This window comes from Shewanella metallivivens (genome assembly GCF_028750675.1).
Taxonomy (GTDB): domain Bacteria; phylum Pseudomonadota; class Gammaproteobacteria; order Enterobacterales; family Shewanellaceae; genus Shewanella; species Shewanella metallivivens.
The window spans coordinates 31595-56033 of sequence record NZ_JAQQPZ010000010.1; the positions used below are offsets into that span (position 1 = coordinate 31595).

The 24439-nt window shown below is 42.9% G+C and carries 20 protein-coding genes and 1 pseudogene; 11 read left to right on the plus strand and 10 right to left on the minus strand.

Annotated features, from left to right (window positions below):
• Positions 1 to 18: 18 nt before the first annotated feature.
• Positions 19 to 1806 (plus strand): aminopeptidase P family protein, encoded by a 1788-nt coding sequence (locus PQR79_RS12030; RefSeq protein ID WP_238102526.1) that lies wholly within the window; start codon positions 19 to 21, stop codon positions 1804 to 1806.
• Positions 1807 to 2241: 435 nt separating this feature from the next.
• Here the strand turns inward: PQR79_RS12030 and PQR79_RS12035 are convergent, their stop codons facing one another.
• Positions 2242 to 3708 (minus strand): Lcl C-terminal domain-containing protein, encoded by a 1467-nt coding sequence (locus PQR79_RS12035; protein WP_238102525.1) that lies wholly within the window; start codon positions 3706 to 3708, stop codon positions 2242 to 2244.
• Positions 3709 to 3929: 221 nt separating this feature from the next.
• Positions 3930 to 4793, minus strand: coding sequence for a transporter substrate-binding domain-containing protein (locus PQR79_RS12040; RefSeq protein WP_274408516.1), 864 nt, complete (start codon positions 4791 to 4793; stop codon positions 3930 to 3932).
• Between the two features lie 682 nt (positions 4794 to 5475).
• Here PQR79_RS12040 and PQR79_RS12045 point away from each other — a divergent pair.
• The 3 genes from PQR79_RS12045 (at position 5476) to purT (ending at position 8978) form a co-directional block, all read left to right on the plus strand.
• Positions 5476 to 6777, plus strand: coding sequence for a DEAD/DEAH box helicase (locus tag PQR79_RS12045; RefSeq protein WP_238102523.1), 1302 nt, complete (start codon positions 5476 to 5478; stop codon positions 6775 to 6777).
• A 125-nt stretch (positions 6778 to 6902) separates the two neighbouring features.
• Positions 6903 to 7532 carry a peroxiredoxin-like family protein gene (locus PQR79_RS12050; protein ID WP_238102522.1) on the plus strand — a complete coding sequence of 210 codons (630 nt, stop codon included), beginning with the start codon at positions 6903 to 6905 and terminating at the stop codon, positions 7530 to 7532.
• 270 nt (positions 7533 to 7802) lie between these two features.
• Positions 7803 to 8978, plus strand: a complete 1176-nt coding sequence (gene purT / locus PQR79_RS12055; RefSeq protein ID WP_372941833.1) for a formate-dependent phosphoribosylglycinamide formyltransferase — start codon at positions 7803 to 7805, stop codon at positions 8976 to 8978.
• 96 nt (positions 8979 to 9074) lie between these two features.
• On the opposite strand, the gene PQR79_RS12060 is transcribed toward purT, so the two are convergent.
• The 4 genes and pseudogenes from PQR79_RS12060 to PQR79_RS12075 all read right to left on the minus strand — a co-directional run bounded on the left by PQR79_RS12060 (position 9075) and on the right by PQR79_RS12075 (position 12622).
• Positions 9075 to 10028, minus strand: a complete 954-nt coding sequence (locus PQR79_RS12060; RefSeq protein WP_238102520.1) for a D-2-hydroxyacid dehydrogenase — start codon at positions 10026 to 10028, stop codon at positions 9075 to 9077.
• 46 nt (positions 10029 to 10074) lie between these two features.
• Positions 10075 to 10848, minus strand: a complete 774-nt coding sequence (gene djlA / locus PQR79_RS12065) for a co-chaperone DjlA (protein WP_238102519.1) — start codon at positions 10846 to 10848, stop codon at positions 10075 to 10077.
• A 54-nt stretch (positions 10849 to 10902) separates the two neighbouring features.
• A pseudogene (gene murU / locus PQR79_RS12070) lies at positions 10903 to 11588 on the minus strand (N-acetylmuramate alpha-1-phosphate uridylyltransferase MurU).
• 2 nt (positions 11589 to 11590) lie between these two features.
• A complete protein-coding gene (locus PQR79_RS12075) occupies positions 11591 to 12622 on the minus strand; it encodes an aminoglycoside phosphotransferase family protein (protein WP_238102517.1) in 1032 nt (343 codons plus the stop codon).
• Positions 12623 to 12765: 143 nt separating this feature from the next.
• Between PQR79_RS12075 and lptD the strand changes: the two genes are divergently transcribed.
• From lptD to PQR79_RS12110, 7 genes are all read left to right on the plus strand, one after another.
• Entirely contained in the window at positions 12766 to 15066 is a 2301-nt protein-coding gene (gene lptD, locus PQR79_RS12080; protein ID WP_238102516.1) for an LPS assembly protein LptD, read from the plus strand.
• A gap of 144 nt (positions 15067 to 15210) precedes the next feature.
• Complete coding sequence (gene surA, locus PQR79_RS12085; RefSeq protein WP_238102515.1) at positions 15211 to 16515, plus strand: peptidylprolyl isomerase SurA; 1305 nt, start codon at positions 15211 to 15213, stop codon at positions 16513 to 16515.
• A gap of 9 nt (positions 16516 to 16524) precedes the next feature.
• Positions 16525 to 17508: a 4-hydroxythreonine-4-phosphate dehydrogenase PdxA gene (gene pdxA / locus PQR79_RS12090; RefSeq protein WP_238102514.1), complete on the plus strand. Its 984-nt coding sequence runs from the start codon at positions 16525 to 16527 to the stop codon at positions 17506 to 17508.
• Positions 17509 to 17517: 9 nt separating this feature from the next.
• The gene (rsmA, locus tag PQR79_RS12095; protein ID WP_238102513.1) at positions 17518 to 18324 is read left to right on the plus strand and encodes a 16S rRNA (adenine(1518)-N(6)/adenine(1519)-N(6))-dimethyltransferase RsmA; all 807 of its coding nucleotides are present in this window, start codon (positions 17518 to 17520) and stop codon (positions 18322 to 18324) included.
• A gap of 53 nt (positions 18325 to 18377) precedes the next feature.
• Positions 18378 to 18758 (plus strand): Co2+/Mg2+ efflux facilitator ApaG/CorD, encoded by a 381-nt coding sequence (gene apaG, locus PQR79_RS12100; protein WP_238102512.1) that lies wholly within the window; start codon positions 18378 to 18380, stop codon positions 18756 to 18758.
• Between the two features lie 2 nt (positions 18759 to 18760).
• A complete protein-coding gene (locus PQR79_RS12105; protein WP_238102511.1) occupies positions 18761 to 19579 on the plus strand; it encodes a symmetrical bis(5'-nucleosyl)-tetraphosphatase in 819 nt (272 codons plus the stop codon).
• 145 nt (positions 19580 to 19724) lie between these two features.
• Entirely contained in the window at positions 19725 to 21746 is a 2022-nt protein-coding gene (locus PQR79_RS12110) for a methyl-accepting chemotaxis protein (RefSeq protein ID WP_238102510.1), read from the plus strand.
• 403 nt (positions 21747 to 22149) lie between these two features.
• Here PQR79_RS12110 and PQR79_RS12115 read toward each other — a convergent pair whose 3' ends face one another.
• The 4 genes from PQR79_RS12115 to PQR79_RS12130 all read right to left on the minus strand — a co-directional run bounded on the left by PQR79_RS12115 (position 22150) and on the right by PQR79_RS12130 (position 24419).
• Positions 22150 to 22536 (minus strand): DUF3718 domain-containing protein, encoded by a 387-nt coding sequence (locus PQR79_RS12115; RefSeq protein ID WP_238102509.1) that lies wholly within the window; start codon positions 22534 to 22536, stop codon positions 22150 to 22152.
• 96 nt (positions 22537 to 22632) lie between these two features.
• Positions 22633 to 23115, minus strand: coding sequence for a type 3 dihydrofolate reductase (gene folA, locus PQR79_RS12120; protein WP_238102508.1), 483 nt, complete (start codon positions 23113 to 23115; stop codon positions 22633 to 22635).
• A 74-nt stretch (positions 23116 to 23189) separates the two neighbouring features.
• A complete protein-coding gene (locus PQR79_RS12125; RefSeq protein ID WP_238102507.1) occupies positions 23190 to 23660 on the minus strand; it encodes a threonine/serine exporter family protein in 471 nt (156 codons plus the stop codon).
• On the minus strand, positions 23661 to 24419 hold the full coding sequence (locus tag PQR79_RS12130; protein WP_238102506.1) for a threonine/serine exporter family protein: 759 nt from the start codon (positions 24417 to 24419) through the stop codon (positions 23661 to 23663).
• Positions 24420 to 24439 lie beyond the last annotated feature (20 nt).

Consider the following 24439-nt stretch of genomic DNA (forward strand, 5'->3'; position numbering starts at 1 on the left):
GCCTCCAACGGAGAAACCATGTCTAATAATATTGCCACCCGCCTTAATGCCATTCGCCAGCAACTTGAAGTTAACCAAATCGATGCTTTTATTATTCCCCGTGCCGATGAATACTTAGGTGAATACGTACCTGCGCGAAATGAGCGCTTACACTGGGCCACCGGCTTTACCGGCTCAGCAGGTATGGCGATTGTATTAAAAGACCGCGCCGCTATTTTTACCGACGGCCGTTACACAGTGCAGGTGCGCCAACAAGTTGATGGCAGTTTATTTGAATACTTAAGCCTGTATGACGATCCACAAATTGACTGGTTAATCGATACATTACCCGCAGCGGCTAGCGTGGGTATCGACAGCCGATTACATACTCTTGCCTGGTATCAACAAGCCAAAGCCCAATTTGATAAGGCCCAAATCAATTTGGTTGAAGTGAATAACAACCCCATTGATGTGAGCTGGCTAGATCGCCCCGCACCATCAGCATCAACCATGACCTTATTTAGCCATGAAGGTGCTGGGCGTAATAGTGTTGAAAAACGCCAACAAATTGGAGCACTTGTAAAAAAACAAGGTGCCGATGTGGCACTTATCGCGGCATTAGATTCATGCTGTTGGCTGTTAAACATTCGTGGTAATGATGTGCCACGCTTCCCGGTCATACTGGGCTGCGGTTTATTATCGGCCAATGGCGACATGACCTTTTTTACCGATTTAGCCAAAGTGCCTAACAACATTGCTGAGCATGTAGGCGCTGGTGTGAGCTTTAAAGAAGAGTCTGAATTAGCAAGCGTTTTAGCCAAAATGGAGGGCGTTAAGTTATTAGCCGACCCACATTCAGCCAATGCATACTCACAATTATTGGCGCAAAAAGGCGGTGCTAAACTGATTGCCGGAACAGATCCTGTCGCAATACCTAAAGCGCAAAAAAATAGCGCTGAGCTTGCTGGTATGCGCGCCTGCCATATTCGTGATGGCGTTGCTGTTAGCCGCTTTTTAGCCTGGTTAGACAGCCAAGTTGAACAGCACATCATGCACGATGAAGCACAATTGGCAGATAAATTAGAAAGCTTTAGACTGCAAGACCCACTGTATCGCGAGCCAAGTTTTGACACTATCTCGGCCACCGGTGCTAATGCCGCCATGTGTCATTACAACCACAATAATGGCACCCCAAGCACCATGACCATGGACAGTATTTATCTGGTTGACTCCGGTGCGCAATATATTGATGGCACCACCGATGTCACCCGCACTATCGCCATTGGTAAGGTTACTGACGAGCAGAAAAAAATGGTCACCTTAGTACTAAAAGGCCATATTGCATTAGATACAGCACGCTTTCCTAAGGGCACTTCGGGCCAACAACTCGACGCTTTTGCCCGCCAGTATTTATGGCAACACGGTTTTGATTATGACCACGGTACCGGCCATGGCGTTGGCCACTTTTTGAGTGTGCACGAAGGCCCACAGCGTATTGGTAAAAACGTTAATGGCGTTGCGCTGTTACCTGGCATGGTATTGTCAAACGAGCCAGGCTATTACCGTGCCGACGGTTTTGGTATTCGTATCGAAAACCTTGTGGCGGTGCAGCCGTGCCAAGCCCTACAAGGGGCTGAACGTGAAATGTATGAGTTTGACGCATTAACTCACATCCCAATGGATGCCCGCTTAATCGACAAGTCATTATTAACTGATTTTGAAGTAAATTGGTTTAATCAATACCAACAAAAAGTACGTCAAACCCTTGCGCCATTAATGCAAGGCGACGAGCTAGCATGGTTAAATAAAGTCACTGAGGCCATTTAAAATAGTGGTTAAAGCATAACAAGATAAAGGCTTAGAGTGAGTTAATCTTCTAAGCCTTTTTTTACAAAGAATCAAAGTCAAAGGATATGGCAGTGATAGAAAACACGCTATCTGCTTTGGGTAGCGGAATGGTCTAACTGATAAAGTGGATCATTATCAATGCCATTATTGAAGAGGCTCTTTGTGGTTATGGTTATGGTTATGGTTATGGTTATGGTTATGGTTATGGTTATGGTTATCTTAGCCTCAAACTCATCACCTTAGGCAACAACCCTAAAGCGGATCAACATAATAATGCAGGGGTATTATCTGCGGTGTGATTGCCACTATACCAATGAGTTTTGTTATGTTGTTTATCGAGCCAAACCTGGCATATTAACAATAAAAAACGCAGGCACTTACAAGCCTGCGTTTTTATTATGTTAGGTCAAAAATTTAGTTTATATCACGTACTAAACGAACATAGTTGTAAATGCGAACGCTATCGTATTGAGGACCATAGCCCCCAGAGTAGTCTTCACCATCCCATACTTTTGGGTCGCTGCGTTGCGCACCGGCACCATGCACATCGACCCAACGTCCGGCATCACTGTCGTAGCCAAGCGCTTTACCAAAGGCGACATAAGAGGCAGCATTACCATAGGTTGTATTTAACTCCGTATCATCAGAATAAGCACCGTCTGTTGCATGGGTTGTGCTGCTCCAATATAGGCCATAATCAGCTTCACCATTCTCGTCGGTAATCGTAGTAATGTTAAACACATCGCCAATCACAGCATAATCGGTATCAGCTAGCTTCTCGGTGTATTCAACTAGGCTATGTAACTCTTTTATGTTCGGTAAACGCCAATCGCTGTAACCTAAATAATTAGCCGCATTCATGGCTTTAACGTAAGCAAAGGCATCTTGCCATAACATTGCACCTGCCAAATCTGTGTCATCGGCAATGATCAAGCCATTGCCATCGGCGTCGGTCCAATCAAGTTTGGTGTAATCAAACCCTGCCGACTCTGTCACAGTGCCCGTTGTCTCATCATAATCTGCACCACTGTCAGATTGCGCCCACATTAAGTTAGTCGCATTGTCGGTAATAGTATGGTCACCGTTGTCGATAAAATCGTTGGTCGCATAACTGGTATTGCCACGCATACACATGACAAAATAGGTTTTGTCGCCATTAAAGAACTCTTCTTCGTAACCTTTAATACGTCCATCAGCAAAATTCACCCCAAACATCATCGAAGTACCTTCACCATTAGTAAACGTTGAAGTTGTTGCATATTGAGAATCGATGATTCGTTCATTGTCGGTGCTGCCGTAGGCAAAAGCAAAATAGTTCCAATCGATAAACGGTTGTAGGTAAGTAAGATCGTCAGAGGTTGGATCGGTTCCTTGAAAGTTCATCAATGAGTAAAGCTGTTTCACATTAGGCAGTTGCCAATCGGTTTGCCCAGCGTAATCTAATGCCTCACAATAGCTTGCTGCTGCACTTGAGCTAAGCTTGTCATCACTGGTAATTTCACCATCATTGTTCATTTCTGGGCTTTGGGTCCAGATAATACCTGAGACATTATCGGTGACCGTCATGTCGCCATCATCGGTTACATTGGTGGTGTAACTCTGCTCGCTGCCATTCACTGTTTGGCCATCTTGACCATAAAAATCTTCTGATGACGATGTTGGGCAAGCTAACTTGATATAATTGTCATAACAAATACTTTGGGCAGAATCTGCGATGGCATAAGAATATACAGTTGATGAATCCCCATCTTCTATCGTTTCTGAGGTTTCATCCGTTACAGTGATATCTGTCGTTTCATCTGAAGATGAGCTACCACACCCACCCATCATCAGTAGCATTACAAGCATGCTAACTTGGGTTAACTTAGTTTGAACTTTCATTCCTCATCCTCTGCACATGACGTATTAATACTTTACAACTTGGCTGCACAATAGCGCCTTAACGTGCAGAAATTGTGCATAAAAAACGCAAATACCGTTAGCTATTTTCAAAGCGGGATCGAACTCACACTGGTATAAGGAAAGCTGAATTTCAGTATTGTTGAAAAAACATAAAATGAGTTAATAGGTTCTAACTCGTCGTCAATGGTAAGCGAGACAAGTTATTGATACGGTTTGCACAAGGTGTCAAAGTCATCTTTGGGGTTCAGTAAGAAGTCTTTACCCACCGAAGAAATGATGTCAGTTTCTGCAATATAGGGGTTATCTATCTTAAAAACTAATCTGTTATTCAATTTAGCCTTGAGTAAAAACTCACAATGACGCTGATAAAATAACTGATCAAATTGACCATTTTCGATGATGCGCTTTAAGCCGACTTCAATGCGTTTTGCTAATCGCGGTTGATTAGGTGAAACGTAATAATAAGTCACTAATGGGATATGCAACAAAAGGTGCTCATCAACCATTAACTCGGGGTACTGCAAATGAAACTGCGAGACTTCTTGAAAAACCTCATTAACACCTCGTCCAAATGTGACAAAACGCCCTTTAGATAGCATGTTAAACAAATTTTCGTAAAGCGTGCTTTCAACAACATCAAATCCTGCTTGCTGCATAGCCACTTTCGTCGACCATTGGCTACCTGAGCCGGTTTTAAGCGATACTAACTGGGATAGAGTCTTGATATTGGCAAGTAAAGTGGCGTTTTCTTGCTGAATAATAAACAGCCTAAAACCTTGAATGCCTTTGCGAATTGGGATTTTTATCGGGATAAGATCATCGTTCCAATTCTCTTTGGAGGCCTCAGCAATCACATTAATGCCTTCGCCGGCTTTTAATGATCTAAAAATACGGTTTCGGCTCATGTGCAAATCGGTTACCAGTAAACTACCGTCGCCAAAATCCGCTGTGGTGGCCTCTATCACCAAAGATAATAAATCATAGGGGTATTGATAGCGATTATCTAGCTCTGATTCTGAACGATTTATGATAAATTCATCATTAGATTGGCACGTTGAATTCACTGCAAAAGCCCCTAGTAACAGCAGGCTCATTGATATGCAAAATCGCGTTACAGCGTTCATAAATTAACTCGTGACGAAATGAAAACTCGGATGGGTGTTTATTCATTGAAGCCGTAATAGAACGGAGCAATTTATTAAAAATCGGACACCTTGTGTGTACAAAATAAACCATAGGTTAACAATGAATAAATATCAAACAATGACAATTGAAGCTGTGAGGAACACCACAGACAAAGCAGACTCAATCTAATAGCGTGCGGATGTAAAGCAATACCCAGTGATAACCACCACCTCATTGGTGTTTTCCCCCCAAAAAATGCAAGTGGTGTACAGCATAGGTAAGCACTACATTAAGGGCATATAGCCCAGCACTTAGGAGACTGTAACTAATTTTGCTTAACATGTTAATAATCAAAAAATCTTGTAATTAAATACAGATAAAGTTCAGGATTTAAACAAAAGTTTGTTATACTCCGCGGCCGCTTATCGATGGCGCTCAAATCAGTTAATCTCACTCAAGCTTAACGTTTTCAACTATCCTAAGAAGTTAACAACATTGTTAAGCATGAATTTAGCCATCGATTAAGGCTAACGGACCAAATTATCTAGATTTACCTTGTTCAGCTAGCAAGCTAGACGCAACTAAATCGCTTTGTTTTGATGTATATACAGGAACTGCACCATGAAATTCGAATCTTTTAGCTTCGCCCCAGAAATATTACGCGCGATCGCTGAGTGCGGTTATCAAGCTATGACACCAGTCCAAAAACAAGCGATCCCAGCCATTCGTCGTGGTGAAGATGTACTCGCCAGCGCGCAAACCGGTACCGGTAAAACCGCAGCGTTTGCTTTACCTATTTTACAAAAAATGTGTGAAGTGCCTAAAGAGACATTACCATCAAACACACGCGCATTAATTCTTACCCCTACCCGCGAGCTTGCGGCACAGGTTGCAGACAACATTAGCGCTTACAGCAAACACCTCAACTTTACCGTATTAACCATTTACGGAGGGGTAAAAATGGACACGCAATCGCAAAAGCTTAAGCGCGGTGCAGATGTCATTGTGGCCACCCCAGGCCGTTTACTTGAGCATATTGTTGCTTGTAACTTAAGTTTGTCTAACGTTGACTTTTTAGTGCTTGATGAAGCCGACCGTATGTTAGACATGGGCTTTAGTGCCGATATTAAGAAAATCTTGCAAGCGGTAAATAAAAAACGTCAAAACATGTTGTTTTCTGCCACCTTCTCAAACGAAGTGAAAAAACTGGCTAACGACATGCTAGATAAACCTAAAGTGATTGCCGTAGATAAGCAAAACACGACAGCGGCAACCATTAGCCAAGTTATTTATCCGGTTGAACAACGCCGTAAGCGTGAATTATTGTCTGAACTGATTGGTACTAAAAACTGGCAACAAGTATTGGTCTTTACCGCCACCCGCGATGCGGCAGATAAATTAGTGGCAGAACTCAACCTAGACGGTATACCGTCGGGTGTCGTACATGGCGAAAAAGCCCAAGGTAGTCGTCGCCGTGCACTACGTGAGTTTGTTGAAGGTAAAGTCCGAGTCTTAGTGGCCACCGAAGTGGCAGCACGTGGCCTTGACATTCCAAGTCTTGAATACGTAGTTAACTATGACTTACCTTTTTTGGCCGAAGATTATGTTCACCGTATTGGCCGTACTGGGCGCGCGGGTAAAACCGGTGTTGCTATCTCGTTTGTGAGCCGTGAAGAAGAACGCACGTTAGCCGACATTGAAAAGCTTATCGGCCAACAAATTCGCCGCATCACAGTACCGGGTTATGAAGTCGGTAGTCGTGAAATGTTGCTTAAGCAAATTGAAAAGCGTCGTAGCTTCGCCAAAAAACAGCAACGTAGTGATAACGTTGGCGCACAAATGATTGCTGAGAAAAAGATGGATGGCCGCCGTGTTAAAGTGGGTAAAACCAGCAGCGCGGTTAAATACAAAAAGATTAAATAACCCCGTTTGAAGCAATAAACGGTAATTGAAAAAAGCGCTTAGGCGCTTTTTTTGTATTTGAATGAAATGAATTGTGTGATTATGAGGTCTACTTTAGTCAGGACATTACTCTATAAGGACTGATCATGTTAAAAACACTGCTTGTTGCCACCGTACTTACCTTAACCAGTTTAGCCAGTGTAGCTAAACCTATTGCCAGTGACGAAAATAATGTCATGCCGTTACTCAATGGCCACCAAATACCAGCAATTACCCTGCAAGATGTGGATGGTAAAGCGGTTGAACTCAGTAAGCTTGTGGCGCAAAAGCCGACGATATTCTTCTTTTACCGTGGCGGTTGGTGTCCATTTTGTAATTCACAAATGGGACAACTAAAAGCCATTGAACCTAAACTGATCGAAATGGGTTTTCAACTTGTGGGGATTTCGCCCGATACGCCGGAAAAAATGCGCGCCTCGTTAAATGATCAAAAGCTTGATTATTTATTGTTATCAGATAGCTCATTGGCTGCATCACAAGCCTTTGGTTTAGCTTATTACACCAGTGCTGATATCACCCAAAAATACACCGCTAGTGTGGTGACCAATGAATTGTTTACCACACCAGAAGGTGACAAACGCTTAGTGTTGCCTGTGCCAGCGGTATACTTAGCGGATAAAAAGGGGTTAATTCATTTTCAATATGTAAACCCAAACTACAAAGTGCGCCCAGCTCCTGAGCTTATTTTGGCCGCTGCGGGCCTGTTGGTTAAATAATCTGCGAGCAATAATTTATCATCAATAACAAGCCAGCATTTGTTTTTCTGGCTTGTTAATCCCCACTTATTTACGCACTCGTATTGAGCCGTTTCAAGCCACTTATCGTAATTAAACACAATCTTACATCACAAAAAAACATACCTATTGCAATAAAATAACGATTTATTGGTTTTTCTATTGGATTTTTTATCCTAGGGATCGTTACACTGTTCGGCATATAAAAATATCCCTACATAAAGGCTATAAATCATCATGTCCATTCCGACTATATTTGGCACAGCAAACACACCTGGCACAGTAAAAGCCATGTTATTAGGTTGCGGAGAGCTTGGTAAAGAGGTCGCTATTGAACTGCAACGTTACGGTATTGAAGTCATTGGTGTTGACCGTTACCCTAACGCCCCGGCAATGCAAATCGCTCATCGATTTCATGTGATTAATATGCTCGACGCTAACGCGTTAAAAGCGGTAATCGAATTAGAACAGCCCGATTTTGTTATCCCAGAAATTGAAGCCATTGCTACTCAAACCCTCGTAGAACTTGAGCAACAAGGACTACATGTGGTTCCGACTGCCAATGCCACAAAGTTAACCATGGACCGTGAAGGCATTCGCCGCCTAGCAGCAGAAACCCTCAATGTGCCGACATCAAAATATTACTTTTGCGATACTCAAGCCGAGTTTGAGCAAGCTGTAGCCGACATTGGTATTCCTTGCGTGGTTAAGCCGGTAATGAGCTCGTCAGGTAAAGGTCAGAGTGTGATTAAGTCGAGCGATACCATTGCCAAAGCATGGGCTTATGCGCAAGAAGGTGGCCGCGCGGGACAAGGTCGAGTGATTGTTGAGGCCTTCATTCCTTTTGATTATGAAATCACCCTATTAACTATTAGCGCAGTTAATGGCATTCATTTTTGCGATCCGATAGGCCACAGACAAGAAGACGGTGATTATCGTGAATCTTGGCAGCCACAAACCATGTCTAAAGTTGTTTTACAAAAAGCCCAAGCCGTCAGCCAAAAAGTGGTTGAAGCCTTAGGCGGCTTTGGCTTATTTGGTGTTGAGTTGTTTGTAAAAGGCGATGAAGTGTATTTTTCTGAAGTATCTCCAAGACCACACGACACAGGCCTAGTAACGTTAATTAGCCAGGACATATCTGAGTTCGCGTTACATGTTCGTGCCATTTTGGGTTTACCAATAAGCAATATTGTTCAGCATGGCCCAAGCGCTTCAGCTGTGATTTTAGCCGAGGGCACCTCGACCAATATTCGTTACCAAGGCATGGCACAAGCCTTAGCGCCTGCTGATACTCAATTACGCTTATTTGGCAAACCTGATATTAATGGTCGCCGCCGGTTAGGTGTTGCCCTTGCACGTGACACATCCATAGAAAGCGCCATTGAAAAAGCCAAAACGGTCGCCAACCACATCAAGGTTTTATTTTAACCTATACAGCCTTGAACTGATTAAGCAGCCTTGATCCTGCCCAAAAGAAAGCCGCAAATCATTGCGGCTTTTTTGTTGCTTAATCCTCACGCATTTTTAACCGTTTACACAATTAACCACATTCCCCTGCTGGAACTGCTTTATATTATCAACCGCAATACTGAGTAGATTCTGTCTTGCTTGTAATGTTGCCCAAGCAATGTGCGGCGTAATGGTGATATTGGTGGCACTTAACAACGGATTGTCGGGGCTTGGCGGCTCAGTGGATAACACATCCACTGCAGCAAAACCATTATTTTGATTAAGCCATTTAGCTAAATCGGCTTCATTAATTAAATCGCCGCGAGCAGTGTTCACTAATAAACAACCCGCCTTAAGTAGACCCAAACTGTCACTGTTTATCATGTATTTGGTGGTTACAGTTAGCGGACAATGCAACGAAATAATGTCAGCTTGTTTCAATAGAGTATCGCGCTCACACCATTGAATAGCAGGGGGGAGCTCCGTTTTAGGCTTGGCACTGGTCACTAACACCTTCATTCCAAATGCAACACCTAAATTCGCCACTTGCTGACCAATATCACCGTACCCCACCACCCCTAAGGTAAGCCCTTTTAGCGACATTAACGGCGATAACGTAAAACAAAAGTCGCGATTTCGACTCCACTGGCCAGCTTTTACAGCTTGGTCGTGTAATGCCACTTGTTGATGGTGATGTAGAATATGAGCAAACACCATTTGAGCTACGGCATCAGGGCCGTAAGCAGGAATATTGGTAACATGAATACCAAGCCGGGTGGCACACGCGATGTCGACCACATTGGTCCCTGTTGCCAGCACACCGATGTAAGCTAATTGTGGAAGTTGGCTTAGGGTTTGCTCGTTGAGCGGCGTTTTGTTGGTTAATACTATTTGCGCATCTTGGCAGCGCGCCACAACCTCATTGGCTAGGGTATGATCGTAAATAGTACACTCGCCAAGCGACTGTAACCCTTGCCAATCTAAATCGCCTGGGTTGAGTGTGTAACCGTCTAATACCACTATTTTCATCTATGACCTCAGTCCATTGTTAGCATAAATTACAGCGCCCTTAAATTTAGCGCATTCCCCGTGATGTTTTAATGCATTCATATGCTGCTTGTATGTCTTGCGCTTTAGTTTTGGCTAGAGCCATCATTTCTTCTGGTAGCCCTTTAGCCACTAACTTATCGGGGTGATGCTCATTCATTAATTTGCGATAAGCACGCTTAATCTCTTGCTCGGAAGCAGAATCAGCAATACCTAACATCACATAAGCGTCAGTCAGCGGCATTTTATTACCCTGTGGCGATTGATGATGACTGAACTCAGCTTGCCAGCGTGCCAGTAGCGCATCGAGTTGCGATGCCATTCCCAACTTATTCGCAATAATCGATAAGATGTTTTTCTCATTAGCGTGCAGTTCACCGTCAGATAGTGCGGTCTGAATTTGGATTTCTAAAAACATTTGCGATAACTCTGCACGTCCCTGGGTGACATGACGAAATTGTTCTAACTGTTTCGCTAAATCAAAGTCGGCCTCGCGACCATGCCTAAATGCTTCTTGAGCATCGATACGCGATTGCCCAGATAACTTCATTTGATCCATTAATATGGTGGCAATACGAATGTCATTTTCAGTGACACGCCCTGAGGCTTTAGCCATATGCCCCATAACGGCAAAGGTAGCATTGAAAAATATCGCCTGGCGTTCACTGCCTTTACGCATTAACGATGACAAACCTTGGCGTTTATCATATGCATGCCCAAGCCACAATCCTAAAAATGCGCCAAAAAAACGACCGAACATAAACCCGATAATGAACCCGAAAACTTTACCCCAAATGCGCATTTTACCTTCCGCTTTATTTAATAATTAACGTCTCTTATACCACTATTCATCACACTAGCATTGCCCCTGCAACCTTGAATGTAATTGCTCAAGCCTTCCAATGGTCCCTACATCACACCAATAACTACTAAAGTGTTCACCTTCAATACGTTGCTGTGCTATCGCTTGTTTAAGTAAAGGCCCTAACGCTTGCTTTCCTGCAGGCAAATCGTTAAATAATCGCGGATGATAAATCCCCAATCCTGAAAAGGTAAACCTTTGCTCATCACTAAGACTTAACTTTGCCCGCGCGCTGATGGAAAAATCCCCTAAGGGGTGATGTGGCGGATTATCAACCAACCACAAAAATGCATCGGCTTTATTTTGGGCAACCCGTTGATAAGCTGTACTCAACTCAGGTAAAAAATCGATAAAAATATCGCCATTAATGACYWNAAAAAGGCTCATCACCTAAAAAATTGAGCGCCTGTTTAATGCCACCGGCGGTTTCTAATGCTTCGGTTTCAGCGCTGTAGCTAATTTGCAAGCCCCAGCGTTGTCCATCGCCAAGCTGTTCAGGCAGTTTATGCCCTAACCAAGCATGGTTAATAACCACCTGTTTAATTNCCMAARSMRSSRRKNTTTTCGAGATGGTATTCAATCAAAGGTTTTCCGGCAACATTGACCAAAGGTTTTGGCAAGGTGTCAGTTAACGGGCGTAATCGCTCGCCTCGGCCTGCGGCCAAAATCATCGCTTTCATGTTTAATGACCTGCCTGAGTGGATTCCGTTATGGGTCTTTGCTGCACTAAAGGGGCGATAACCGTTTCAACCCACGCGCTAAACTCGGCTATTTGAGGGTATGACGCACCAATATCAACAATGTATTGCAAGGTTAATGGAATATCAGCCAAATAACCGCGCTTTCCATCACGATGATATAAACGCGCAAAAATGCCAGCAGCCTTGATATGGCGTTGCAGCCCCATTAAGTCAAACCATTGCTGGTACGTCACAAAATCAACCTCATCGCAAAGTAACTTGTGCTGCTTGATTAATTGATAATGATATTGCTTCAATTGTTGCACCGATTCATCAGGCCAGCGGACATAACAGTCACGTAATAACGATACTGCGTCATACGTGATTGGCCCTAATACCGCATCTTGAAAATCAATCACTGCAAGCTCATCCGCATTGATGAGCAAATTGCGACTGTGGTAATCACGATGCATACCGACTTTAGGTTGCGACATGGCACTGTCAGTTAACGCGGCAAATGCGGCAGTGATCATTTGCTGTTCATTGTTCGTTAATGTGTAATCTATGTGTTTATTTACCAACCAATCAATAAAAATCATTAATTCACGCTGTACGAAGTCGGCATCATAGTCGGTTAACGGGCCCAGTTCGGTGTCAGTTACAGTCGCTATGGTGGGTAATAGATTGAGCGCTTGTTGGTAATAATCGATAACATTGTGCTGATTAAGCACGGACAATAACTGCTGTTCGCCAACATCAGTTTGCAATACAAACCCTTGCTCAATACTGGTTGCAAGCACTTCTGGTACACATAAACCTGCAGCACGGTAAGCCTTAGCTACAGCAACAAAAGGCGCAATAGGCACCAAGTGTATTGGCGAATCTGACACGATGTAATGCTTGCCAAGATGCTGAATACGAAAATAACGACGAAAACTGGCATCACCACAAATTAATAATGGCGCCACCTCAGCTTTAAAATAATGGTTTAACCAGTGGTTTAAGGCGACAAATCTTGGATCAGATAAACTCATCTCAATGGCTCTTCACGAAAAATTGCTTTATTATAGCCAGCATAACATTTGGAAACAGCTAATGAATGTAATGTTTTATTAGCTGAGTATCTTTTTCTCTCCAAAACTTTTCCTGAATATGAAATCATAAATTATTGACAACAATGCAGATCCGTTATTTCCTGGCATTATGCCTACTCCCCAATATCGTTCTAGCTGAAGAAGCAGACACGACTGAACTGCCAACATCGCAATGCTTTGTTACGCCACCGGTTTCTCGCTCATTTGATGACAGAGCAGCATTAACAGGGATTGATGACGAACAAATCGTGATTATCAGTGACTTTTCTAATGCTGCATTTAACGAACAAGCCGAATTTACTGGCGATGTGAGTTTTAGCCAAGGGTTGCGACATATTGCGGCTGACAGCGCGATTTTAGATCAAAAAAACCAACGATTAAGCGCTAATGGTAACTTAATTTTTAAAGACGATTTATTTACAGTTACCGCCGACTCACTTGAAGCCCAAATGAGCACCAACAGCGCCACATTACAAAAGGCGCAATACTGGCTGCATGGTCAACAAGTTCATGGTGATGCGAGTAAGCTTCAAATCACCTCAGATAACAATTTATTACTGACCAAAACCAATTTTACGACTTGTCCTCCAGGCGATGAATCATGGCTGCTAGAGGCCGACATGATTAAAATCGACAGCACAGAAGAATGGGGAGAGATCTGGAATGCCAAATTACGGATCGCCGATGTTCCTATTTTGTATATTCCATACATGACAGTACCAGTGTCAGACAAACGTAAAAGCGGCTTTTTGTTTCCAAGTTTTAGTACCAGCACAACCAACGGTGTTGAAATCAGTACGCCTTATTATTGGAATATTTCACCGGAATATGACCTAACCTTTACACCTACCTACATGTCATCTCGCGGTTTATTTACCAAAACAGAGTTTCGTTATCTTGCCGGAGAACAGCAAAATGGCCAGTTTAATGTTGAATACTTAGACAGTGATGACAACTTGAGCACAAAAGCAGACCGTTATCTTTATCACTGGAGCCACCAAGGTGCTGTTAACGCAAACTGGCGAGTAAGAGCTGACTATACAAATGTGTCAGACAACAATTATTTTAACGATTTAGATTCAGATGTTAACCAGTCGACTGACAACCAATTATCACGAATTGGTGAGGCGAGTTACTTTGAGCGCAATTGGGATTTCAATATCCGCGTTCAAGATATTAAAGTGTTAGGCGAAGATGAAAAACCTTATCAGGTGATGCCGCAGTTAAACTTTAATTACCGTACTGAAGATATTATTGAGTCAATTGATTTTAAGTTTAACTCCGAATTAACCAATTTCCGCCACCAAGACGATGAGTACAATACCGCTAACCGTTTACATTTAGTGCCAAGTTTAATCTGGCCAATTCAAGGGCCTGCGGGATCATTTACCAGCGAAGTCAAATTGATGCAAACTCAATATTGGCAGCAAAACCTTGACGATGACTCAACCTTAGATGAAAGCGTCAGTCGCACCATTCCACAAGCCCGCTTGCATGGGCAGGTTAACTTTGAACGTGCAACCCAGCTGTTTAGTGAACAATATCGCCAAACGTTAGAGCCACAAGTGCAATATTTATATGTAGGTTATGAAGACCAATCAAACATTGGTATTTACGACACGGCAGAACTACAAGAAGATTACTACGGTTTATTTCGTGACAGACAATACTCTGGGTTAGACCGTATCGCTGATGCGAACCAATTCACGTTAGGTTTTACAACTCGCTTATTTGATCACTCAAACCGTGAGAAGTTTAAGTTCAGTGTCGGCCAAATTATGTATCTGGAAGACTCTAAAGTGAGTATTGATGATACCTACGAAGAAACCTCACCATCAACATCAGTGTTAGCCGCCGAATTAGATGCTCAGTTATACAATGATTGGTTTATTAGTGGTTCAGTGCAACATGACACAGAAACAGGCGAAAACAAAAAGAATGAAGTCACTTTAGATTTTCGTCCAAGCAATGACAAATTATTGCAGTTAAGTTATCGTTACGTGCCTGATTTATTGAATACTAACACCAATGACCAAGTCGATATTTCCCAGGCCGGTTTTCGAACATCGTGGCCTATCAGCGATGATTTGTATTTTGTCGGTAACTACTATTATGACCTCAATGAATCTCGTAACATTGAAACCTACACAGGTGTTCAATACGAGTCTTGCTGCTGGGCCGTTCGTTTAAGTTATCATTATCGTATTAAAACAAATTATGATGATGACTTAACAGATACAGACAACACCACTGAAGAGTTTGAAAGCGGTGTATACCTCAACTTTGTCATTAAAGGTTTAGGCGGTTCAGGTCCTTTAGGGGTCGCTGACATGTTAAACGAAGGCTTATTTAACTACCGTAAGCCACTTTACTTGAGGAATTAGCATTCTTTTGTGATAGATTGCTGAACCTAGCGATAAACTCATAGTCCAATAACAACAAACATGCTGTTGAGTATGAAGTAGTAACCTTATTTTGGCGATCTATCGCCAGTTTATATTGAATTGAATGTGCCAAGGATTTTGTGGATGAAACACAGTAAAAAAATGATTTTTGCATTACTCGCGCTGGCAATAAGCCATACCAGTGTTGCAGCACCAGTGCAATTAGACCGCGTATCAGTACAAATTAATGACGGTATTATTCTCGAAAGTGAAATCAAAAACATGATTGTCACGGTAAGAGCAAACGCAAAAGCAGCTAATCAAACACTGCCTTCTGAAGATGCGCTTCGCACTCAAGTGATCGAACGTCTCATTTTAACCCATTTACAAATGCAAATGGCTGAACGTATTGGTTTGCAAATCGGTGATTTACAATTAGACCAAACTATTGAAAACATCGCGAAAGAACAAAAAATGACTGTGGCACAAATGCAGCAGACTATCGAAAGCGAAGGAACCAGTTTTAGCCAATACCGTGAGAAATTACGCCAAGAAATCACCCTAGGTGAGATTCAACGTATTCAAGTTCAACGTCGTATTCAAGTGTCGCCACAAGAAATCAGCGGCTTGGTTAAGCTAATTGAAGAGCAAGGCTTAAAAGATGTTGAGTTTCAAATTGGCCACATCCTAATTGAAGTGCCAAGTAACCCAAGCAGCGAACAACTTGAAAACTCAAGTCGTCGTGCTGATATCGTATTAAAACGCCTAAATGATGGTGATGATTTCCGCAGTACTGCTATTGCAGCATCGTCAGGCCCTAAGGCCCTTGAAGGTGGTATTTGGGACTTTATGAACATTAACGAAATGCCAACCTTGTTTGCAGAAGTTGTTAATGGTGCTAAAAAAGGCGACATTATTGGCCCTATTAAATCAGGTTCAGGTTTCCACATCATTAAAGTGGTTGATACTCGAGGTCTGCAAACGCAAGAAGTGTCAGAGGTTAAATCTCGTCATATTCTACTAAAACCATCGCCAATTTTATCGGAAGATCGTGCTAAGGCGATGCTAGAAAACTTCTTAACGCAAGTGCGCAACGGAGAAGCAGACTTTGCCAAACTCGCCAAACAGTATTCAGAAGATCCTGGTTCAGGCGCTAAAGGCGGTGAATTGGGCTGGGCAGATCCTAACATTTATGTGCCTGAATTTTCACAAACATTGGCTAACCTAGAGGAAGGCCAAATTAGCGAACCATTCCGCACCAGCCATGGTTGGCATATTGTTCAACTTGAGTCGCGCCGTAAAACAGACGCAACCGATCAATTCAACAGCAATCGTGCTCACCAGTTAATTTTCCGTCGTAAATTTAACGAGGAATTACAAAACTGGTTGGATGAAATGCGCTCAGAAGCTTATATTGAAATTATTGAGCCAGAAACGCAACGAGGTTAAGCAAGATCAATGACTAAACGTATTGCCATTACTCCGGGGGAACCAGCAAGCATCGGTCCCGACTTAGTCATCAAACTCGCTCAGCAGGCATGGCCTGCTGAGTTAGTTGTTTGTGCCGATCCTGATCTTTTGAACAGTCGAGCAAAGCGACTCGGGTTACCTTTACAATTAAGAACTTACAACCCTAACCAGCCACCGCAACCACAAGCTGCCGGTACGCTGACGATTTCACCTTTTGCACTTGCTGAGCCAGCAGAATGCGGCGTGTTAAACGAAGCCAACAGCGCTTATGTTGTCGACACCTTGCGCTATGCAGGTGAAAAAAACATGTCTAATGAGTTTGATGCAGTTGTTACTGGGCCTGTGCATAAAGGCATCATCAATCAAGCGGGTATCCCGTTTAGTGGCCATACCGAATTTTTTGCCTTGCAAGCAAACTGTCCTGATGTAGTGATGATGCTAGCCACACCAGGGTTGCAAGTCGCCTTAATGACGACCCACATTCCATTAGCTTATGTTGCAAAAGCCATTACCCGCGACAGACTGCATCACATTATCAGTATTTTACACCGTGAGCTGGTCAGTAAATTTGGTTTAGGCTCACCCAAAATTTATGTATGTGGCTTAAACCCACATGCAGGAGAAGACGGCCATTTAGGCCGTGAAGAAATTGATACCATGATCCCCGCGCTTAATGAGTTACGAGAGCAAGGAATTGACATTGTTGGCCCACTGCCAGCAGATACCCTATTCCAACCTAAGTACCTTGAACAAGCAGACGTGGTGCTCGCGATGTATCATGACCAAGGATTACCTGTGCTCAAATCATTAGGGTTTGGTAAGTCGGTCAATATCACCTTAGGTTTACCTTATATCCGTACCTCTGTCGATCATGGCACTGCACTTGAACTTGCAGGTACTGGCAAAGCGGATAGCGGCAGTTTTACCTGTGCATTAAACAAAGCCATCGAATTGGCCTCAAAAAGTAAGTAACCCATTTTAATGAGTAATAAAGTACATTTAGGCCACACAGCCAGAAAACGTTTTGGACAAAACTTCCTTACAGACCAAGGAGTTATCAGCAGCATTGTTGGCGCGATAGCCCCTGATAACAACCATATAATGGTAGAAATTGGCCCAGGTCTGGGTGCGTTAACGGAGCCAGTAGCAGACTCAATCGACAACTTAACCGTTGTTGAGTTAGACCGTGATTTAGTGGAACGTTTGCAAGTGCATCCGGTTCTTAAAGATAAGCTGACCATTCACCAAGGTGATGCGTTACAGTTTGACTTTATGAAGCTACAGCAGCCAGGCAAAAAGATGAAGGTGTTTGGCAACTTACCATATAACATCTCAACCCCGCTGATGTTTCATTTGTTTGAATTTGCAGAGCAAATTGAAACAATGCACTTTATGCTGCAAAAAGAAGTGGTATTACGCCTTTCTGCAAGCCCTGGCACTAAAGCTTATGGCCGTTTAACCGTTATGGCCCAATATTACTGTCAAGTTGTACCGGTACTTGAAGTGCCACCACATTGCTTTACCCCCCCGCCAAAAGTGGACTCTGCAGTAGTAAGATTATTACCTTACGACGTTAAACCTTGGCCTTGTAAAGATGTCGATGTATTACGTCATTTATGTTCTACCGCATTCAATATGCGCCGTAAAACGTTGCGTAATAACTTAAAAGCCTTGCTGTCAGACGATGACTTTGCGTCACTCAACATCGATGCCACAATGCGGCCAGAACAAATCAGTGTTGAGCAGTATGTTGCGATGGCTAATTTACTGTGCGATAAAAAAAATTAATAATAAGGGCATGCCAAGCATGCCCTTTTATTTTTCCCTACTCAGGAACTCAAATGAGCCAAGTCGAATCGCCTATAAAAATTAAAGTCGACACCCATTATTTAGAGCAACAATCGGATGTCGCTGAGAGTAAGTACCTTTTTAGCTATACCATCACTATCATTAATCTTGGTGATAAAAATGTGACTTTAAAAGACCGTCATTGGATCATCACTGATGCAAACGGTAAAGAGAGTGAGGTAAAAGGCCCAGGTGTGGTAGGTGAAACCCCAACCATTACCCCCAATACCGCTTATCAATACTCTAGCGGCACCGTCATGGAAACGCCTGTCGGCTTTATGCGAGGCTTTTATGGTATGGAAGATGACAAAGGCCAGAGATTTCTAGTCACCATCCCAACATTTCGTTTAGCGGTACCGGGAATTCTACAATAACCATGGCTCATTATTTTGTCGGCGATATTCAGGGCTGCTTTCACGAATTAACCTTATTACTGCAAAAAGTAGATTTTAACCCCTCAAAAGATCAACTTTGGGCAGTAGGAGACTTAATTGCTCGTGGCCCAGACTCGTTAGCCGCCTTGCGTTTTTTTGAGTCACTACAAGACTCAGCCAAAGTGGTACTAGGTAACCATGATCTGCACCTACTTGCGCTGCATGGCAAGCTAAAAAAAATCAACCCACAAGATAAGCTGTCTGAATTACTCAACGCACCTGACATCAATAACCTGATAGGTTGGATCCGCCAGCAACCCCTAGTTAGGACGTTACCAGAGCATAATATCATCATGACCCATGCAGGGGTCCCGCCCCAATGGGATATCGATACTCTCATCCAAGAAGCAAAACAAGTGAGTATTGCTCTACAACAAGACGATTATTTAACCGCGCTTATCGCAAAAATGTACACCAACACCCCTCAACAATGGAGTGTAGATTTAAAGGGGACAGATAGGTTACGCTATTGCATCAATGCATTAACCCGAATGCGTTTTTTACATTTAGATGGTCGTCTCGACTTTGACTGCAAATCATCGCCACTAAAACAAACATCGACAAACTTAAAACCATGGTTTGAATTCGATTCACTGTGCGCACCACAGAACACACTAGTGTTTGGGCATTGGGCAGCGTTAATGGGGCAAACTAATAACGCCCATTTTAACGCACTCGATACCGGTTGCTGTTGGGGAGAACACCTCACATTATGGCATCTTGAAAATAATGAAAAAATTACCCAAAAAAGGGTCATTTAACGTTAAACTAAAGTAGCAGTTTGCCGATAGCAAACTATGGGATTTATTACATTTGCCTGAGAAACAATTGTTCGATGATAAATTCAGCCTCTACAACCCAAATAAAATTAAAATCAGGATCAAATAATAATAATCGGAGTATTGTATGAAAATTAACGTAGCGACTAGAGTGATTGGTGGCTTTGGTGTCGTCACATTACTCATCGTATTTCTAGGTGTGGTTACCCTACTGAGTAACAACAGTATTAAAGATGGCGCCACTATCCTTAAGACGATTAGCTTACCTGCACTTGAAACAACCAGCGTATTAAATGAAAACCTCAATACTCAACAAATTGAAGCGTTAGTAGCCTACTACAGTACGCACTCATCAAATATCCCCACTATTGAGAAAAGGCTTTCAGATCTCAATAGCCGTTTCGAAAATGACTTAACTAATTTAAGTGACTTAGTCAGTCAACAAACACAACTCACTGCGCCCTTAAAGGCGTTAACCCAAAGCTATAACGCTTACCATATCAGCGCAAACAACATGCTTAATGAGCGTCAAGATGCATTAAGCTTACAAGAAAAGCTCAATGATATGCGCAGCGACCTTGAGAATGCCGCAGATGACTCTTCATCAATCTTACTCGACATAATCGATCTTGAAACCAGTGAGGATGAAACTGAGCGCAGTCTTGCCGCCTCAGCTAGCCTTGTTGATGGCACCTTCATCAACATCATAACCACCATATATGACTTAGTGGCGGCAACAGAGCAAAGCAAGTACGACCTTATCATCAAAGAACTAGATTACATGGTCAGTGAAGCCACTGGTAAGCTTGACTACATTCACCGCCAAGGTAGCGGTGTGGTGAGTGACTCAACCCTTGAAGACTTAACAGCAGAAAGCGCCAAAGTATTCGCTTTACTTGAGGGCAATAACTCCATTATCAACCTTAAGCAGCAACAATTAACCCACAGTTTTGCCGCTACCAAACAACTTGCCCAGACTCAAAGCGCCGCAAAAGATGTTAATAGCAAAATGACTGTGCTAGCCAAATCGATTGACTCATTTGCACGTGATATCAGTAACGAAGCACTCAGTATTATTGACTCGGCATTTTATAAAACCCTTGGGGTTGTTCTTTTTGCTATTGTGGTTGCCATTGTTGTTAGTATTGCCGTGATTACCCCACTCACTAAATCGTTAGAAAAGGTGAACCAAGCTTTAACAGTGTTAGCGTCTGGCGACTTAACCCATAAGTTAGATGACTCGGGCCATGATGAATTTGCCGATCTGGCAAAAAACTGTAACCGTCTAGTCGACAGCTTACGCAGCCTTATTGTGGGTATTGTCGACAGGGCAAATCAGCTCGCTGCAGCGGCAGAACAAACATCAGCAATTACCTCACAAACAACGATTGGGATTCAAGAACAAAAAAGTCAAGTTGACCAAGTTGCAACTGCAACAACAGAATTGAGCTCTAGTGCTCAGCAGGTTTCAATGAGCGCCGATCAAGCCCTCAATGAAATTAAACAGGCTGACCAAGAAGCTCAGCACATGCGCTCACTTGCTGAAGAAAGCAAAAACACGATTATTGCACTGGCAGATGAAGTCGCTAAAGCCGGTATTGTCATTAACAAAGTCCATTCAGATAGCGCCTCAATTGGTTCTATTTTAGATGTTATTCGTGGCATTGCTGACCAAACTAACTTGTTAGCATTGAATGCTGCTATTGAAGCAGCACGAGCCGGAGAGCAAGGACGAGGTTTTGCAGTTGTTGCCGACGAAGTCCGTAATTTAGCGTCACGTACTCAACATTCAACCAGCGAAATTCAACAAATGATTGAAGTACTGCAAGTCGGTACTCAAGAAGCCGTTGCCGTAATGGAGCTCGGACGCAATCAAGCAAACAGTTGTGTTGAAAAGAATGAACAAGCTAACATTGCCTTAGAGACAATCAGTCAATCAGTGCATAGAGCTTACGACTCAGGTAACCATATTGCCCACGCTGCACAAGAGCAAAACATTGTTAGCCAACAAGTTTCAGAAAAACTAGAACATATAGCATCGATTTCAGAAGAAACAGCAACAGGTGCAGATCAAACTGCACAATCGAGTCATCAAGTCGCAGTGCTTGCTGAGGAGTTACAAGCATCTGTACGCGAGTTTAAAGTATAGCAAGCACTTCTCTATCGGTTAAATCTCTAAAAGGCCCATCAGGGCCTTTTTAGTTTTTTGCTGAGCATTTTTGACTAATACCAACTCCACAAATTAATGCCCGCGGGAGTTCTGCGTCTTCTAGGCAAGTAATCCCAATCCTTATACCAATCCTTATTAGAATGTGATCTATTTTAGGCTGCGTCACTAAACCCAATGACTGCAGGTGTAGTCATCTACATCAAAGTCATTTGAAGCCGTAATGGGATGTGATGTGGTCAAGTCAATCGGTACACAAACAAGAGTTGCGTGTTAGTACAGCAACAAAGAGTCGGATAAGTCATAAAAAAATACCGATAACATGTTATCGGTATTTTTAGTTAACCAGCTCAATACAGGTTAACGCTTTAACGTCTGATTAAAATCAACCACCAACACGATCTTTAATCGCTGCGGTGATAGGACTGCCATCATGACCGTTGGCCGCAGCCCAGTCTAATATGGTTGTGCCGTCAGCCTCAGGGGCTGCTAAGTCAGACGATGGCATACGTTTTGCGATAAACTCACCGACATCATTAGCATTTGAATTGTAGGCAGTACGCAATAAACTGCTGCCATCACAAGAAATGCTTGCATAAACATTACGTAATTTAACGCGACTTTCTTTCATCTTTTTACGTAAGCGGTTTTTGTCGTCTGATTTTACATAGTCACAAATGTTTGCTACTAATTGTTCTGTATTAGCAACAGCAGGGGCTGACACAGAAGATGCTGCAATCAGGGCTGCAATAGCCACAGGCAATAGGCGCATCTGACACTCCTTTATCTATTTATTGTTATATAGCTTGTATTCATAGAGCGTTACACTCCATTGATATACATTAATCTCAGGGTTTACGTGATTAATTTAACACTTTTTCACGAGTGTGTTAAAGCTATATTGCAATCCTTTGTCGCTTGTTAAACTTTCTGAATTCTCGATTACCCACGAACCATCATCCCAAGCAGGGAATACCGTATCGCCATCGACATCTAAATCAATCATTGTTAAGTACAATACGTCAGCTTGAGACAGCAATTGTTCGTAAAGTTGACCGCCGCCAATAACAACCACCTCAGCACAATCGCCCGCAGCTTTTAGTGCAGCATCGAAGTCGGTAACACAAGTTACACCGTCGATACTAAGCTGAGGATTACGACTAATCACGATATTATGACGCCCCGGTAAAGGTCGACCAATTGATTCATAGGTTTTGCGCCCCATGATCACCGGTTTAGAAAGTGTCATGGCCTTAAAATGGCGTAAGTCTTCCGGTAAATGCCATGGCATTTTGTTGTCCTTACCTATGACTCTATTATTGGCCATGGCGGCAATCATTGCGATACGCATTGAGCTAAATCCTTATTATCTCGAGGAGTAGACGAACAAACTGGTTTACTGAGCATTAAGCTCAGTAGAACAACTTAAATAATGGGTCTGGTGCGGTAATACAGCAGGCTCGGTAATGCTAAACCAACAGCCAGAGCACCAAGTATAAACACCGTTTTAAGGCCGTTTACAATCACCTGTGCAGTAAGCTCCGGACTCACCTGACTTTGAGCCGTTAATTGAATCAGCGCTATCACAGTATTAAATGCGTAAGTTCCAGGCACCATAGGAATGATAGCCGCGACAGCATACATCAGCGGAGGAGCCAAATGACGCTTAGCAAAACGAATAGTAATCAGTCCTACTAGGGCTGCAGCAACAAACGTTGCCCATTCAATTGGCATAGAAAATTGCAGGAGCAGGGTTCTTGAGCTGTGACCAATAGCTCCAGCAATGGCACAATAAACTAAATAACGTTTAGGCACGTTAAACACCATGGCAAAGCCCACAGCAGGAATAGCAGAGAAAAACGCATCATGGAGCAGTAAATTTAAAAAAGATAACATCTAAAAAATACCACCCATTTGCATCGCAATAGTAATGCCAATCACCGATGCTAATGTCAAAAGAGTTGCATGGCCCCAACGTGATATGCCCACATTCATGTGGCCTTTAACCATATCAGAAATGGCATTAATCAGCGGAAAGCCGGGAACCAGCATGAGCACACTCGCCGCCATTGCAGCTTGCGGCGTTTGAGTTATTGGCCATAAATAACCCATTTGAGCAAAGGCAGTGATCACAAACGCGGTAAGCGAAAAATTGACTAATAAATTAAAGTGACGTGATGCTAAAAATAAACGCACCATCATGCCAATAGCAGAGGCAAAAAAAGTAATGACGCAAGCGATTAAGTCACCATCAAACAAATGACAAAAGCTAGCACAAGACAAGCCAATCATTGGTACAACGGCAATTGCTGGGTAAGATTTAGGTTTGATATGTGCTAAGCGTCGTCTGACTTCATTAGCACCATAAATGCCCTTTTCAGTCAGCAAACAAATACGCTGCAACTCACATATGACCATCATATTAATGCCATGAGCACGAATGCGTCTCGTGGTAGTAATACAACGTCCATGTACAAGACTCGTGAGAACAAGTGCATTGGAAGAGATTGATAATTCAATACTGGCAAGCCCGAGAGCCTTACCAAGACGCTGGCTGATCTCTTCAACGAGATCAGACTCAGCACCATAGGCCAACAGTAATTGCGCACAGCGAACTACAAGGCGGGTAATATCATTTTGGCTATCTGCGTACACGATATCCTCAAATGAGCAAA

Coding starts and splice junctions, on each gene's coding strand:
- PQR79_RS12030 (WP_238102526.1), top strand. CDS start 19: ATGTCTAATAATATTGCCACCCGCCTTAATGCCATTCGCCAGCAACTT.
- PQR79_RS12035 (WP_238102525.1), bottom strand. CDS start 3,708: ATGAAAGTTCAAACTAAGTTAACCCAAGTTAGCATGCTTGTAATGCTA.
- PQR79_RS12045 (WP_238102523.1), top strand. CDS start 5,476: ATGAAATTCGAATCTTTTAGCTTCGCCCCAGAAATATTACGCGCGATC.
- PQR79_RS12050 (WP_238102522.1), top strand. CDS start 6,903: ATGTTAAAAACACTGCTTGTTGCCACCGTACTTACCTTAACCAGTTTA.
- PQR79_RS12060 (WP_238102520.1), bottom strand. CDS start 10,028: ATGAAAATAGTGGTATTAGACGGTTACACACTCAACCCAGGCGATTTA.
- djlA (WP_238102519.1), bottom strand. CDS start 10,848: ATGCGCATTTGGGGTAAAGTTTTCGGGTTCATTATCGGGTTTATGTTC.
- PQR79_RS12075 (WP_238102517.1), bottom strand. CDS start 12,622: ATGAGTTTATCTGATCCAAGATTTGTCGCCTTAAACCACTGGTTAAAC.
- lptD (WP_238102516.1), top strand. CDS start 12,766: ATGCAGATCCGTTATTTCCTGGCATTATGCCTACTCCCCAATATCGTT.
- surA (WP_238102515.1), top strand. CDS start 15,211: ATGAAACACAGTAAAAAAATGATTTTTGCATTACTCGCGCTGGCAATA.
- pdxA (WP_238102514.1), top strand. CDS start 16,525: ATGACTAAACGTATTGCCATTACTCCGGGGGAACCAGCAAGCATCGGT.
- rsmA (WP_238102513.1), top strand. CDS start 17,518: ATGAGTAATAAAGTACATTTAGGCCACACAGCCAGAAAACGTTTTGGA.
- apaG (WP_238102512.1), top strand. CDS start 18,378: ATGAGCCAAGTCGAATCGCCTATAAAAATTAAAGTCGACACCCATTAT.
- PQR79_RS12105 (WP_238102511.1), top strand. CDS start 18,761: ATGGCTCATTATTTTGTCGGCGATATTCAGGGCTGCTTTCACGAATTA.
- PQR79_RS12110 (WP_238102510.1), top strand. CDS start 19,725: ATGAAAATTAACGTAGCGACTAGAGTGATTGGTGGCTTTGGTGTCGTC.
- PQR79_RS12115 (WP_238102509.1), bottom strand. CDS start 22,536: ATGCGCCTATTGCCTGTGGCTATTGCAGCCCTGATTGCAGCATCTTCT.
- folA (WP_238102508.1), bottom strand. CDS start 23,115: ATGCGTATCGCAATGATTGCCGCCATGGCCAATAATAGAGTCATAGGT.
- PQR79_RS12125 (WP_238102507.1), bottom strand. CDS start 23,660: ATGTTATCTTTTTTAAATTTACTGCTCCATGATGCGTTTTTCTCTGCT.